Consider the following 13,981-nt stretch of genomic DNA (forward strand, 5'->3'; position numbering starts at 1 on the left):
TCCTCCTAGTGGGTGTGCGCGGCGTGGTCGGCGGCGGCCGGCGCGGGGGTCGCGTGGGCGGGGGCCGCGTCGGCCGGGTTTGCGTCGGCCGGGTTCGCGTCGACGGGGGTCGCGTCGGCGCCGAACTTGAAGCCGAGTCGGCCGTGCGCGAACCCGCCGCCGGCGCGGATGGCCGTGGCGACCCAGGCGGCCTCGGCGAGTTCAGCCTCGGTCGCACCGGCCGTCACGGCGCGCTGGCTGTGCCCGTCGACGCAGTAGACGCACTGCGTCGTGATCCCGACCGCCAGCGCGATGAGCTCCCGGTACTTGAGCGGGATCGCGCGGCCCTCGGCCTGGAACACCGACTCGTCGAACTGGACGAAGGCCTTGAGGATGTCCGGGGTCTGCTGCTTGTAGACCTTCGTGAAGGTCTTGTCCTGTTCGCGGTCGAGGTAGTCGGTCATGTCGGCGACGCTAGGGCGGTCGGGGCCCCGAGGCGACGGGTGTTGCGGACCGTGACCGGCGGTGTCGTCGTGTGACACGGTGCCGCCGGCCGGCCGTCACACGGCGTCACGCGCGGCGCGGGGCGCGCGGCGCGGCCGCGCGGCGGCGGCGGCGGTCGGCCGGCGGCGGCGGGGTCGGCCGGCGGTGCGAGGTTGATCACCTGGTGCGGGGCTGCAAGCCCGCACGGGGTGAACAACCTCGCACCGTGCGGCAGCGCGGCCGTACCGCGGACCGCGCACCGTGCGGCGTCAGAGCCCCCGGGCGCGCGCCGCGAACCGCCCGCGCAACGTCACGTCCTCGTACGACCGGTGGAACACCCCGCGGCGCTGCAGGATCGGCACGAGTTCGTCCACGACGGTCTCGAGGCCCCGCGGGAACTCGTCGATCATCAGGTTGAAGCCGTCGGCGGCACCGGTGCGGTACCAGTCCTCGATGGTGTCGGCAGCCTGTTCGGGCGTGCCGACCACGATGCGGGCGCCGTACCCGCCGAAGCCCCGCAGCACGTCCCGCAACGAGGTGTTGTTGGCCCGCACCCACCGCACCACCGTCTCGTGGTAGCCGAGCGAGGGCCCGTAGGTGACCGGGTCGACCTCGCGGTCCAGGACCGCCGACGGGATCGGCGCGTCCGGGTCGAGCCCCGACAGGTCGGCGTCGAGGTGCGTCCCGAGCGCCCGGAGCGAGTAGCCGTCCGGCGCGAGGGCCTCGAGCTCGTCGAACCGGCGCTGCGCCTCGGCCTCGGTGCTGCCGAGCACGAGCGACAGTCCGGGCACGACGGCGACGTCGGCTGCACTCCGGCCGTACGTCTCGGCGGCGACCTTGACCGCACGCAGGTGCTCGCGGGCGGGTTCCGGCGTCAGCTCGACGGCGAAGACGCCCTCGGCGACCCGCGCCGCCAGGTCACGACCGTGCGGCGATCCCCCGGCCTGGAACACGACCGGGTGCCCCTGCGCCGACGGCGGGACCCGGAGCACGCCCTCGAGGTCGAGGAACTCGCCGTGGTGCAGGACCGGCTTCCCCGTCGCAGCGGACCGCCAGAGCGCCGTCACCAGGTCGACGAACTCCCCCGCGCGGGCGTACCGCTCGGGCCGGTCGGGGTTCGTCGCGACACCGAAGTTGGCGGAGACCGAGCGGTCGTAGGTGGTGACGGCGTTCCAGGCGACGCGCCCGCCGGACACCGTGTCCAGCGACAGCAGCCGCTCGGCGACGTCGAACGGGTCGTTGTACGTCGTCGACGCGGTGCCGACCAACCCGAGGTGGCTCGTCGCGTCGGCGATCGCCCCGAGCGCCACGAACGGCTCGAGCAGTCCGTAGGCGCGGACGTTCGGGTCGCCGAACGCCGGGTGGTCGGCGAAGAAGACCATGTCGAGCAGCCCGCGTTCGGCGGTGCGCCCGAGGTCGCCCCAGAACTCGGCCGTGAGCAGGTCGGTCGGGTCGACGTCCTGGGTGCGCCAGGCCGCCGGACGCTGCCCGAAGCCCTGCAGGTTCACGCCGAGGATCAGGCCGGCGTCGCCGCCAGCGCCCGTCACGCGGTCACCGCCGCGGCGTCCGGCACGGCCAGCCCGAGCAGGGCGCGGAGCGTCGGACGTGTCGGTCGCGTTGGTCGCGTCGGTCGTGGAGGTCGCGTCACGGTCGACCGGGAGGCCCGGTGCGGCTCCGCCCCGTCCGTCGCCCCCGGCAGCGGTGCGAGCGGGTGCGCCGCACCGCCGAGCACCAGGTCCGCTCCGGGCACGTCGACGTCGTGCCAGACCGCGAGGACGGGTTCGCCCTGCCGACTCGACGGCGTCGTGAGCGGTCCCCGGACGCGGTAGCCGTCCGGTCCGCCGTCGTGGTCGAGCGGTCGGATCCGGTCGGTGTGCGCGAAGACCCCCGACGTGCGGTCACCGACGATGCTGTCGAGCGGCCAGGTGCGCCACAGCCCGCGGAGCACCCGGGCGAACTCGGCAGGGTCGTGCGGTGCGCCGGCGCTCGGGGCTCCGGTGCTCGGTGCGCCGTGGTCCCGGGCGCCGACGACGATGCCCACCCGGCCGTCCAGGACGTGGTCGAGCGAGAGCACCCGACGGGCGACGTTGTACGGGTGCTCGCGGGTCGGTGCCACGGCGACGAGGAACCCGTGCTCCGGCAGGGCACGGCCGAGGGTGAGCGCCGCGGTCGTCGGGTCCAGCCGGTGGCCGGTGCTCGTCAGGGGGTCGAGGCGGTCGGTGCCGATCGCCACGACGGCGGCTCCGGAACCGACGATGCGGACCGCGAGTCGGGCGATGCCGCCGGGTGCGGCGGCCGCCGCGGCGAGGTCCGTGTCCGGGACGGCGACGACGAGTGGTGCGGGGGCGCTGGGCGCGGTGGTCACGGTGGTCCTCCCGTTCGAGGTGCGCAGAACGGCCCGCCACGGTCACCTCCCCAGCGTCCGTGGCGAGCCGGTGCACCGACCGTAGGTGCTCACCTCGGCACGCTGCACGCAGGTGTCGGCGGGTTGCGCCCCGTGACGGTCCGTTACGGCGGAGCGCTCAGCGGCCTGCCGTCAGCGGTCCAGCGGACTCGCACCGTTGACGAGCAGGTCGGCGACGATGCGGCGCTTGTGCACGCGCGGGTTGTGCGACGCCAGGGTGCGGGCGTTCCGCCAGTGCCGGTCGAGACCGAGCGAGCGGAACGTCCCCGAGGACCCGAGCGCGTCGAACACGAGCGTCGTCGCGTCGAGCACGGCGTCCGTGACGATGGTCTGGGCGCGCGCCACCGCGACCCAGCTGCGCTCGAGCGCCGCACGCAGCGCCGGGTCCGTCGACGGGTCCGCACCGGCTGCACGCAGGGCGGTGTGCCGGTCGACGGCCGCGTCCACCGGGCCGAGGCTCGCGGCGAACGCGGCGTCGGCGGCGTGCACCCGGGCGTCGACGGTGCCGATCACGCCCAGCAGCTCCGGATCGTGGGTCGGATCCGCCGCGGTGCCGTTGTGGTGTCCGCGCGCCCGGGACCGCAGCGCCTCGACGCCCTCGCGCAGGGCAGCGCGGCCGATGCCGACCAGGATCGCGTGCATCACCGTTTGGTAGTACTGCTCCTGGTACGGGTACCGGGTCGCGTACGGCAGCACCCGCTCGTCGGGCACCGGCACGTCGGTGTAGGTCACGCTCCCGCTGCCGGTGATCCGCTGGCCGAAGCCGTCCCAGTCGTCGCCGATCAGCACACCGGGGTCGGAAGCGTCGACGAGCGCGACGGACTTCGCGCCGGTGTCGTCGACCGCCAGCACCGTGATCCACCGGGCGTACACGCTGCCCGTCGAGTAGAACTTCCGACCGGTCAACCGCCAGGACCCGTCCGGGTCATGGACGATCCGCGTGGTGAGGTCGACCCCGGTCGTGTTCGGCGACTCGCTCCACCCGCCGCCGACGAACTCGCCGTCGCCGAGCCGCGTGACGATCGCACGGTCGAACGCGGCGCCCTCGGCGTGCACGCGGTCCTCGACGAACGAGAAGTGGTTCCGCCACACGTGCGCCAGGTTCGGGTCGACCTCGGCGATCTCGGCGATCGCCCGGAACACGTCGGACAGCCGGGCACCGACGCCTCCCCACGCGACCGGCGTCCGCCACCGTGCGAAGCCGGCGTCGACGAGCCAACCGAGCTGTTCCGTGGCGAGACGCTCCTCGCGTTCCCGTTGGCGGGCATCGAGACCGATCCGCTCGATGACGGGCCGGAGCGGCGCGATGAGCGCGTCGTAGTGGTCGTCGGCCGGGAGCTCACTCGGACACATGCCGGCACGCTACCCAGGTGCGCGCGGCGAGCGGCAGGGCGCCGCAACGCGGGGCAACCGAGCGCAACCGGACGTCACACGGTGCGCGGACGGCCTCACCACACGATGCGCGCGAACTCGTCGCGGAGCCGTCGGGCCCGGCCCGGGTTGACCTGCTCGACCCACCCGATGCGCCCGAGCAGGTGCGCCCGGAACTCCGGGTGTCCCGCACGGTTCTGCGAGGCCGGCCCGTGCACCGCGGCGTTGTGCAGGACGGCGTGCAGCCGGTCGACCTCGCGGCGCCCTGGTGAGGTCCGCTCGTTGACGACGACGCCCGTGACCGACTGCCGGACCCCGCGGCGCCGCACCCGGGTCTTCGACGGGTTGAGGCGGTGCCCTTGCTCGGTCACGATCCGGTCGACGCCCCGCAGGAACGCGTCCGGTCGCGCGGCCAGCTGGTCTCCCCCGCTGAACGTCAGGTCGTCGGCGTAGCGGGTGTACACCGCGTCGACGGCGCCGGCCCACCCGACCAGCCGGGCGTCGAGGTGCCGGAGCGAGGTGTTCGCCAGCGCGGGCGACGTCGGTGCCCCCTGGGGCAGGTGCGCCGTCGCCAGCGCCTGGCGGAGCGCGTGGCGCTCCTCCGGCGAGCCACCGGCGGGCATCGCGCTGAGCACGTGCACCGGAACCCGGTGGGTGCACAGCCCGGTCAGCACGTGCGCGAGCGGTTCAGCGAACCCAGCGGCCCGGAAGACGCCGTAGACCGTCGGGGCGCTGACGCTCGCGAAGAACGTCGTGAGGTCGGCGGTGACCACGACCTGCTGGCCGGTGTGCACGGCCGCTCCCGTGACGACGCTCCGCCCGGCCACGAACCCGTGCGCGGCGTCGTGCACGGGCAACATCGTCAGGAGTTCGTCGAGGATCGTCCGTTGCGTGCGGCGGAGCATGTCCATCGGCTTCTCGAGCAGGCGCGGTGCGCGACCGGGTCTGGTGATCCACTCGTGCCGGTAGTGGTGGAGCGGGCTCGAGGGCCCGGAGCGACGGTTCCACGCGCGGGTGTCGGCGAGCCAGAGCAACCGGCCGACGGTGAGGTCGAGGGCCCGGGCGAGCTCGGGCAGGGTGTCGACGAGCAACGGGCTCGCGGTCTCCGGACGGGCACGCACCGCGGTGGCCCGGCGCACGAGCACACGGACCGGCCGGCGGTCCTCGCGCGACCGGTGCAGCGCCACGAGCCGGGGTGCGACGGCGAGCACGGCGGCGAGCTGGCGCGGAGCGTCCACCGGTGGCCGGGGGTACGCCTCGAGCGCAGCGGCGACCGCGAGCCCGACGTACGCGCGCTCGACGCCGACGACCACGTACCCGGCGGCCGCCAGCTCGTCCGCCGCCCACCGCTCGGCCGTCAGGAACGCATCGGCCAGCGCCGCGGTGACGACGGAGAGGGGCGTGGGGTTCCCGGAGGACCTGTCGGTGCCTCCGTGCAGCGTCGCGCGCGGAGCGCGCTCGCCTGCTCGGGGCGTGTCGTCCTGCTGGTCCTGCGTGCCCCGGGGTGACCCCGGAGAGGTCGACGCGTCACGCGCGCCGGCCGCCTCCCCCGGGAACTCCACGCGCTCACCCTACGGCGACGCGGTGACACCCGGCACCGGTCAGAGGGTGACGAGTGTGCCGTCCTCGGTGCGGACGGTCAGTCGGAGCGCGTCGGACTCCCCAGCGACGATCGGCGCGAGGGACCCCTCGGGCAGGCCGAGGGCCGCGGTCGCCGCAGCGGTGGCCGCCGGGTCGGCACGGACGACGTCGAGTGCGACGAACTCGACGGTGGGCAGCTCGCCGAGGCCGGGCTGCTGCGTGCTCCCCCAGTCGATCAGGAACGGCACGTCGAACCGGTCGCTCCGCGCCAGCCGCCACTCGAGCAGCGTGCCGTCCGGCGTGCGGCGCGACAGGTCGGCGACCTCGCCCGCGTCGTGCCCGGCGGCGTGCGCAGCGGCCACCGTCGCGGCGACGTCGTCGGGGTGCACGGCGTACGTGACGACCGTCGGCTCGGTCAGCCCGTCGATCCCGAAGGTCGTGGGGACGACGTCGCGGGACGGGTCCGGGCCGATGAGCTCGACGTAGTGCGGCGCCCGCTGCCCGTCCACGGTCAGGGCCACGAGGGCGTTCGCGGTGCCCGTCGGGTGCACGCCACCGGGGGCAGCGGTGACCCCGGTGCGGTCCGCGAACCAGGCGACGACGTCGGCCAGCACCGGGCCGGCGATGACGACGTGGTCGAGCAGGCCGGCGGCGCTCACGAGGTGGCCCGTCGGCGCGCCGGGACCTCGGGTTCACCGAGGGACAGCATGAGCCGGTTCGCCCAGTTGAAGAACGCGGCGCCGTTCACGACGTCGACGATCGCGGCGTCGTCGAACCCGGCAGCGCGGAGCCCCTCGACGTCGGACGCGCCGAAGCCGAGCGGGGTGTCCGCCAGGGCCGAGGACGCTGCGGCGACGGCGTTCCACCGCTCGTCGCCGAGGTCGGCGTCCACGCCGTCGTCGAGCAGCCGCTGGACGTCGTCCTCGCGACCGGACTCGCGGGTCGCGGCGGCCGCGTGCACCGAGGCGCAGAACACACAGCCGTTGCGGCGCGAGGTGACGGCGGCGGCGAGTTCCCGCTCGGCGCGCCCGGCGCCGGCGTCGACGTTGTGGAAGATGTCGAGGTCGGTGCGCGTGCGTGCTTCGAGCGCCGCCGGGTCGCGTGCCAGCAGCCGGAAGTACGGGTTGGCGGCACGCGCGGGTTCGACCAGGGCCGCCACGTGCTCCTCCGTCAGCGCATCACGCTCGAGGGGCGACACCCACGGCACCCAGCCGAGGCCCTGCTGGGTGAACGCGTCCGGGCGGTGCAGGTCCGGGTACTCGTGGACGATGCTCATCGGAGGACTCCTTCGACGGGGACGGGAGCGCTCTGCAGCACGGACAACGCCCATGCGGAGCGGAGCTGGAACGACAGGAACGCGACGAGCTGCGACAGCGTGACGATCCCGTCCGCGTCCCACCCGGCGTCGACGAGCGCGCGCACGGCGTCCGGCGACGCCTCACGCGGCCGCAGGACGAGCAGCTGCGCGTGCACGAGCGCCGCCGTCAGGCGCGCACCGAACACGTCGGCCTCCGACGCCTCCGGCGTCCACACGGCGGCGACGGTGCTCTCCGCTGCCAAGCCGGGTTCGCGGTAGGAGCCGGCCGGCCCCGCGGTCGCAGCCTGCGCGACGGACCGGTGCAGGGCCTCCAGGACGGCTGCGTCGGCCTCGTCTGCGAGCAGGTCGGCGTAGAACGCGGTGGCGCGGTCGAACCCGTGCAGTCCCGCGACGAACGCGGCGACCACGTACCGGTCGACGAGCGGGAACGCGCCCGGCGTGGCGGGTTCGAGCAGGGCGGCGAAGCTGCGCTGCGCGTTCACGCGGGCCTCGGGGCGTCGCGCGCGGATCGTGTCCAGGTGGCTGCCGGGCGCGATGCCCGCCAGCAGGTCGATGACGTCGGCCGTGGGCTGGGTCATGCTGTCCTCTCGGGGGTGCGGGTGCGGTGGGCGTCGCGGAGCGCCGCGGCGGCGTCCAGGCCGGTGGCCAGGCCGAGGCGCGGGGCGACCTCGGTCGCGAGCAGTTCGATCGACCGCAGGGTCGTCTCGTGCCGCGGTTCGACGGAGTGCACCTGGAACGTGACGTCGGTGGCGACGGTCAGGGTCTCGTCCCGCGCGAGCGAGGCGACGACCTCGTCGACGGTGCCGACGTGCGTGTCCGTCACCCGGACGAGGCCGTCGAGGTCGAGCTCGGCCGCGCGGTCGGGCCCGACGATCGTGGCCGCGAACCGACGGAGGTGCGGCTCGGCCTCCTCGAGCACGCGCGTGCGGTCGGACTCGTCGACGACCACCGCGGACCGGGACGCCAGCACCCGGTACGGCGCACCCTCGGGCAGGGCCGCGCGGTACGCGTCGACGATCGGCAGCTGCAGGTCGTGCAGGAGCAGGTCGGGGGCACGGTCCGGGCGGGGCTGGCTGCGCGAGAGCATCAGGCCGTGGCTCGCTGCGCCCGCACGGGTGCCGCCGCCGACCGAGAAGGTGCCCTCCCACAGCCGGTCGACGAGTCCGTCGGCCGGCGGGTACAGGGTCGCCCCGGTACCGCGGATCCCCCGTCCGGCGAGGGCGTCCGTGAAGACGTCGAGGTGGTCCGCGAAGACCGTCCGGCGGTCCGCCGCATCGCGCCCGAACGGCGGGAACGAGGACGGTGTGCCGCCCGCGGCGACACCGAGCTGCACGCGACCGCCGCTGATCGCGTCGAGCACGCTGGCGTCCTCGGCGGCGCGGAGCGGGTCGTCGATCGGCAGCGTCACCACGCCGGTCGCCAGCGCGATGGTGGTCGTGCGGCTGGCGGCCGCGGCGAGCAGGACGAACGGCGAGGGCAGCCCGCCCTCGTGCTCGTGGAAGTGGTGCTGGGCCACCCAGGCGCTGGCGTGACCGAAGCGCTCGGCGGTCTCGATCTGCTCGAGCGCGAAGCGGTAGCGGTCGGCGGCGGGGGCGTCCTCGAGGATCCTCGTGAAGAACCCGGTGCGTGCGGGAGCGGGCTGCTCGTGGTCCGTCATGCGTGTGCCTCCTGTTCCTGCGGTTCTTGCGGGGCCGACTGGGCCGGGGTGGCCGGCTGGGCCGGTTGGGCCGACGCCCTGCCTGCGCGCCCGGGGATCGCCGCCAGCAGCTGGCGTGTGTACTCGTGCTCCGGCTGGTCGAACACCTGCTCGGCGGTGCCGTGCTCGACCTGCACCCCGCGGCGCAGCACCGACACGGTGTCCGCGATCTGCCGCACCACGGCCAGGTCGTGCGAGATGAACACGTAGGTCAGGCCGAGCTCCTCCTGCAGCCGCGCGAGGAGTCGGAGGATCTGCGCCTGCACCGTGACGTCGAGCGCCGAGACGGCTTCGTCGAGCACCACGAGCCGCGGTTCGAGCACCAGGGCGCGGGCGATCGCGACGCGCTGCCGCTGTCCGCCGGAGAGCTCCCGGGGCAGCCGGTCCGCGATCTCCGGCGCGAGACCGACGTGCCGCAACTGCTCCGCGACGCGGTCGCTCCGCTCGGCCGCGTCCCCGATCCGGAAGTTGTCGAGCGGCTCGCGCACGATCCGCCGCACGCTCTGCCGGGGATCGAGCGAGCCGTAGGGGTTCTGGTACACCAGCTGCGTCGTGCGCCGCAGGTCGCGGAGCGCACGCCGCGACCGCAGCGCGGTCACCTCGGTGTCGCCCACCGTGACCGTGCCGGCGGTCGGCCGGGCGAACCCGGCGACCACCCGGCCGGTCGTGGTCTTGCCGGAGCCGGACTCCCCCACGATGGCGTGCGTCGTGCCGACGGCGACGCGGAACGACACATCGTCCACGGCGACGAGCGGCGTGGCGCCGCGCCGGGGGAACTCCTGTCGCAGGTCGCGGACGACCAGCAGGTCACTGCGGACGGGAGGCCCGGATCGCCCGCCCGTGTCCGTCGCGTCCGCGCGTGGCCGGTCCCGGACCACCACCTGCGTCAGCGACGGAGCGTCCGTCAGCAGCGTGCGGGTGTAGTCGGACTGCGGTGCCGAGAACACCCGGTCGGCGGGGCCGGACTCCTGCACGGTGCCGTTCCGCATCACGACCACGCGGTCCGCCCGCTCGGCGGCGACGGCCAGGTCGTGCGTGATGAACAGCACGCCCGTCCCGGTCTCGCTGCGCAGGCGGTCGAGCAGGTCGAGGACCCGCTGCTGGACGGTCACGTCGAGCGCGCTGGTCGGCTCGTCGGCGATCACCAGTGCGGGCTCGAGGGCGATCGCCGCCGCGATGAGGACCCGCTGCCGCATGCCGCCGGAGAGCTCGTGCGGGTACTGGCGGATCCGGGTCTCCGGGTCGTCGATGTCGACGCGCTCGAGCAGTTCGAGCACACGCGCCCGGGTCTTCACCCGGTCCTTCCACCCGTGGATCCGCAGGACTTCGGCGATGTTCGCGCCGATCGTCGCAACGGGGTTGAGCGAGTTGCCCGGGTCCTGCGGCACGAGCCCGATCGCGCGACCGCGGACGCTCCGGAACTCGCGCTCGGACAGGCCGGTGAGTTCGCGGTCGCCGAGGCGGATCGACCCGCCGGCGACGCGACCGTTGCTCGCGAGCAGCCCGATCACCGACTGGGCGACCGACGACTTGCCGCTGCCGGACTCGCCGACCAGGGCGGTGACCTCGCCGGGGGCGACCTCGAGGTCCACCCCGTCGACGGCGGTGACGTCGCCGCGGGCCGTGCGGTAGGCGACGCGCAGGTCCTGGACGGTGAGCAGGGCGGTCATCGGACGCCTCCTCGGATGGCCTGGCTGAGCCGGTTGGTGGCGAGGACCACCAGGACCACGACCACCCCCGGCAGGACGGTGAGCCACCAGGCGGTGGCGACGTAGTTGCGGCCCTCGGCGATGAGGAGCCCCCACTCCGGCGTGGGCGGCGGTGCGCCGTAGCCGAGGAACCCGAGCGTGGAGATCTGCAGGATCGCCGACCCGAACTGCAGGGCGGCGAGGGCGATCACCGGGGTCAGCGAGTTCGGCAGCACGTGGCGGAGCAGCACGACGACACCGCGCCCACCGGAGCCGTACGCCGCCTCGACGTACTCGCTCACCCGGACACGGACGACCTCGGACCGCGACAGTCGAGCGAACACCGCGATCGAGGTGACGCCGACCGCGATCGCCGCGTTCGTGGTGCCGAACCCGAGCAGGATGACGACGCTGAGCGACAGCAGCAGGGCGGGGATCGCGAGCAGGACGTCGACCACGCGCATGAGCACGTCGTCGAGGACCCCGCCGGCCGAACCCGCCGCGACGCCGATGGCGGTGCCGACGACCAGTCCGACGAGCACGGCGACCAGCGCACCGACCACCGACTGCGATGCGCCGTACACGACCCGCGTGTACAGGTCGCGTCCGGTGGAGTCGGTGCCGAACCAGTGCGCACCGCTCGGCGCCTGCAGCGAGGTGCCGACCGAGGTCGTCGGGTCACCGTGTGCGAAGAGCTGCGGGAACACCGCCGCGACGAGGGCGACGGCGATGACGAGTCCGGGCAGCACGAGTCCGGGGACGAGTCGGACGGCGACGCGGGAGCGCCCGAGCGTCCCGGTGGCGATGGTGGCCGCGGTCATCGGGCGCCTCCCGTGCGTAGGCGTGCGTCGAGCACGGGGTAGAGCAGGTCGACGACCAGGTTGATCACGACGAAGACGACGGTGGACAGCACGACGACCGCGAGCAGGACGGGGGTGTCCCGGTTCGCGACGGCCTGTGCGGTCAGCTGGCCGATGCCCTCGCGGGCGAAGACGGCCTCGGTGACGACCGCGCCGCCGACGAGCTCGCCGAACAGCAGGCCGCCCATCGTCAGCGTCGGCAGGAGCGCGTTCCGGCTGACGTCCTTCCAGAGCAGCCACGAGGTGCTCGCGCCGCGCGCCCGGACGACGGCCACGAAGGGCTGCTCCGACACCTCGTCGATGCTCCGCATGAGCACCTGGGCCAGCGGGGCGGCGATCGGGATGGCGATCGTGATCACCGGCAGGATGAGCGACTGCACCGGGTTCGCGTTCAGCACCGGCACCAGGCCGAGCCGGAACGAGAACACCTGGATCAGGATGATGCCGATCCAGAACACGGGCAGCGACACGAAGAACGGCGGCAGCGAGCGGAACACCCGGCGCAGCCACCGGCCGCGGCCGTACGTCGCCGTGAAGGCGATGGTGCCGGCCAGCAGCAGCGCCAGCGCGAAGCCGAGGGCTGCGAGCACGAGGGTGGCCGGCAGTGCGGTCGCGATCAGGGTGGACACCGCCGCGCCGCTCTGCACGGAGTAGCCCCAGTCACCGGTGAGGAACCCGAGGGCCGACCGCCAGAGCCGCACCGGGAACGCGTCGTCCGCGCCGTAGGACGCCCGGATGTCGGCGAGCTGGTCCGGCGACAGCCCGAGTTCGGGGCTGCCGTACCGGGCGAGCACGGCGTCTCCGGGCAGGAGCGCGAGGAGCACGTACGCGGCGACGAACGCCACGACGAGCACGACGAGCGCCTGCCCGGCACGCCTGGAGAGGAAGGTCATCGGGTCGGCGTCCTCGTCAGTTCGACTTGGAGACGTCGTAGAACGACGGACGGCCGACGGACTCGGTGGCGAAGCCCCGCACGGTGTCACGGAGACCGAACACCTGCGGCTCCTCGAAGATCGGCAGGATGTACGCCTGTTCGGCGAGCCGCTCCTGGGCCTTCTTCGACGCGGCCGCGCGCTCCGCGGTCGTCGGTTCGGACGCGATCGCGTTCAGGTCGTCGTCGAGCTGCTCGTCGCCGATGCTCTCGTCCGCGGTGTCGAGGTTGAGCAGGGTGTTGCGGTTCTTCGAGAAGTACTGGGACTTCAGGACGTCGAAGTCCGCTCGGCCGACCATCGAGTGGTACACCTGGATCGTGTCCGGGTCGAGGGCTGCCTCGGTCTGCGCAGCCTGGTCGCCGGAGAACAGTTCGACCTGCACGCCGATCTCCTTGAGCTGCTCCTGGATGAGCGTCACGACCTCCTTCGAGCGGGGCTGCGGGAGCGCCTCGTTGAAGGTCAGGCTGAGCGTGACACCGTCCTTCTCGCGGACACCGTCACCGTTCTCCTTCCACCCCGCGTCGTCGAGCAGGTCCTTCGCCTTCGCAGGGTCGTACTCGTAGTACTCCGACGTGTCCACGTAGCCGGCGGCGGTCTTCGCGAGCGCACCGGTCGCGAGCGTGTAGTTGTCGGTGAAGAGCTTCGACAGGATGTCCTTGCGGTCGATGCCGGCGATGATCGCCTTGCGCACCGCGACGTCGGAGAGCTCCGGCGTCCGGAAGCGGAAGCTCAGACCGTTGTTCACGCCGTTCGTCGGGGCGGCGACGATCGACAGGCCGCTCGCGTCGAACTGCTTCCCGTCCGGGGCCGGGATCTGCCGGGCGACGTCCGCCTGGCCGCTGGTGACCGTCCCGACGCGCACGCTGTCCTCGCCGGCGAGCACGATGTCGATCCCGTCCAGGTGGGCGCGACCGTCGTGGTCCGCCGACTCCGGCGCCCAGTCGTAGTCCTTGCGGACGGCGAGGTCGATCTCGGTGCCGACCTTCTCCTTCGCCACGACGAAGGGTCCGGAGCCGATGACGTCCTCGGCGTTGCCCGGGCCGAACTCCTCACCCGTGCGGTCGAGCGTCTCGTTCGAGACGAGCCCGGAGTTGATCGTCGAGGTCGCCTGCGCGAAGCCCGGAGCGGGCGCCGAGAAGAAGAACTTCACCGTGTGGTCGTCGGCGGCCTCGCCGTGGTCGTAGTTGTTGATGGCCTCGGAGACGGTGAGCGCGCGATCGGTGTCGCCCTTGCCGTACAGGTCGAAGTTCTTCACGACGTTCTCGGCGTCGAGCGGGGTGCCATCCGAGTAGGTGACGCCGTCACGGAGGGTGAAGGTGTACTCGGTGGCGTCAGCGTTCACCTTCGGCAGCGCCGTGGCGATCCACGGTTCGAGCTCGAGCGTCTTCGGGTCCTGGTACAGCAGGCGGTCCGTGATGTTGTTCACGATGCCGCCGTTCGGGTAGAAGCCGGCCGACGGCGGGTACAGCGTGTTCCAGGTCTGCGGCTCGAGGTACGTCAGCGTGCCACCGTCCTGCGGCGTGCTGCTGCTCGACGCGGTGCTGCCGTTCGAGCAGCCGGCGACGAGTGCGGAGACGGCTGCGACGGACAGGGCCGCGAGGAGTGCGCGACGGGTTCGGGTCATCGGGGTTCGCTTCCGGGCTGTGGAGCGGTCGGGGGAATGCTTCAC

The 13,981-nt window shown here is 73.5% G+C and carries 13 protein-coding genes; all 13 read right to left on the reverse strand.

Going from position 1 to position 13,981, the window contains the following annotated elements; translation table 11 throughout:
• Window positions 1-5: 5 nt before the first annotated feature.
• The gene (locus EDF33_RS15440) at window positions 6-443 is read right to left on the reverse strand and encodes a carboxymuconolactone decarboxylase family protein (protein WP_132100502.1); all 438 of its coding nucleotides are present in this window, start codon (window positions 441-443) and stop codon (window positions 6-8) included.
• Between the two features lie 288 nt (window positions 444-731).
• A complete protein-coding gene (locus EDF33_RS15445; protein ID WP_207906708.1) occupies window positions 732-2,009 on the reverse strand; it encodes an NtaA/DmoA family FMN-dependent monooxygenase in 1,278 nt (425 codons plus the stop codon).
• A complete protein-coding gene (locus tag EDF33_RS15450) occupies window positions 2,006-2,827 on the reverse strand; it encodes an LLM class flavin-dependent oxidoreductase (protein WP_132100503.1) in 822 nt (273 codons plus the stop codon). The genes EDF33_RS15445 and EDF33_RS15450 overlap by 4 nt, the downstream gene beginning before the upstream one ends.
• A gap of 171 nt (window positions 2,828-2,998) precedes the next feature.
• Window positions 2,999-4,219 (reverse strand): acyl-CoA dehydrogenase family protein, encoded by a 1,221-nt coding sequence (locus tag EDF33_RS15455; RefSeq protein WP_132100504.1) that lies wholly within the window; start codon window positions 4,217-4,219, stop codon window positions 2,999-3,001.
• A 95-nt stretch (window positions 4,220-4,314) separates the two neighbouring features.
• Complete coding sequence (locus EDF33_RS15460; RefSeq protein WP_132100505.1) at window positions 4,315-5,799, reverse strand: reverse transcriptase family protein; 1,485 nt, start codon at window positions 5,797-5,799, stop codon at window positions 4,315-4,317.
• Window positions 5,800-5,838: 39 nt separating this feature from the next.
• Window positions 5,839-6,477 carry a VOC family protein gene (locus EDF33_RS15465; protein WP_132100506.1) on the reverse strand — a complete coding sequence of 213 codons (639 nt, stop codon included), beginning with the start codon at window positions 6,475-6,477 and terminating at the stop codon, window positions 5,839-5,841.
• A complete protein-coding gene (locus EDF33_RS15470; RefSeq protein WP_132100507.1) occupies window positions 6,474-7,094 on the reverse strand; it encodes an alkylhydroperoxidase domain protein in 621 nt (206 codons plus the stop codon). Before EDF33_RS15470 ends, EDF33_RS15465 begins: the two co-directional genes overlap by 4 nt.
• Window positions 7,091-7,714, reverse strand: a complete 624-nt coding sequence (locus EDF33_RS15475; RefSeq protein ID WP_132100508.1) for a CMD domain protein — start codon at window positions 7,712-7,714, stop codon at window positions 7,091-7,093. Before EDF33_RS15475 ends, EDF33_RS15470 begins: the two co-directional genes overlap by 4 nt.
• Complete coding sequence (locus tag EDF33_RS15480) at window positions 7,711-8,793, reverse strand: putative FMN-dependent luciferase-like monooxygenase (protein ID WP_132100509.1); 1,083 nt, start codon at window positions 8,791-8,793, stop codon at window positions 7,711-7,713. Before EDF33_RS15480 ends, EDF33_RS15475 begins: the two co-directional genes overlap by 4 nt.
• Complete coding sequence (locus tag EDF33_RS15485) at window positions 8,790-10,502, reverse strand: ABC transporter ATP-binding protein (RefSeq protein WP_132100510.1); 1,713 nt, start codon at window positions 10,500-10,502, stop codon at window positions 8,790-8,792. The genes EDF33_RS15480 and EDF33_RS15485 overlap by 4 nt, the downstream gene beginning before the upstream one ends.
• Window positions 10,499-11,341 carry an ABC transporter permease gene (locus EDF33_RS15490; protein WP_132100511.1) on the reverse strand — a complete coding sequence of 281 codons (843 nt, stop codon included), beginning with the start codon at window positions 11,339-11,341 and terminating at the stop codon, window positions 10,499-10,501. The genes EDF33_RS15485 and EDF33_RS15490 overlap by 4 nt, the downstream gene beginning before the upstream one ends.
• The gene (locus EDF33_RS15495) at window positions 11,338-12,273 is read right to left on the reverse strand and encodes an ABC transporter permease (RefSeq protein ID WP_132100512.1); all 936 of its coding nucleotides are present in this window, start codon (window positions 12,271-12,273) and stop codon (window positions 11,338-11,340) included. Before EDF33_RS15495 ends, EDF33_RS15490 begins: the two co-directional genes overlap by 4 nt.
• Before the next feature lie 16 nt (window positions 12,274-12,289).
• Window positions 12,290-13,936 carry a TIGR04028 family ABC transporter substrate-binding protein gene (locus EDF33_RS15500; RefSeq protein WP_132100513.1) on the reverse strand — a complete coding sequence of 549 codons (1,647 nt, stop codon included), beginning with the start codon at window positions 13,934-13,936 and terminating at the stop codon, window positions 12,290-12,292.
• Between the last annotated feature and the right edge of the window lie 45 nt (window positions 13,937-13,981).

This window comes from Curtobacterium sp. PhB146 (genome assembly GCF_004342995.1).
GTDB lineage: Bacteria > Actinomycetota > Actinomycetes > Actinomycetales > Microbacteriaceae > Curtobacterium.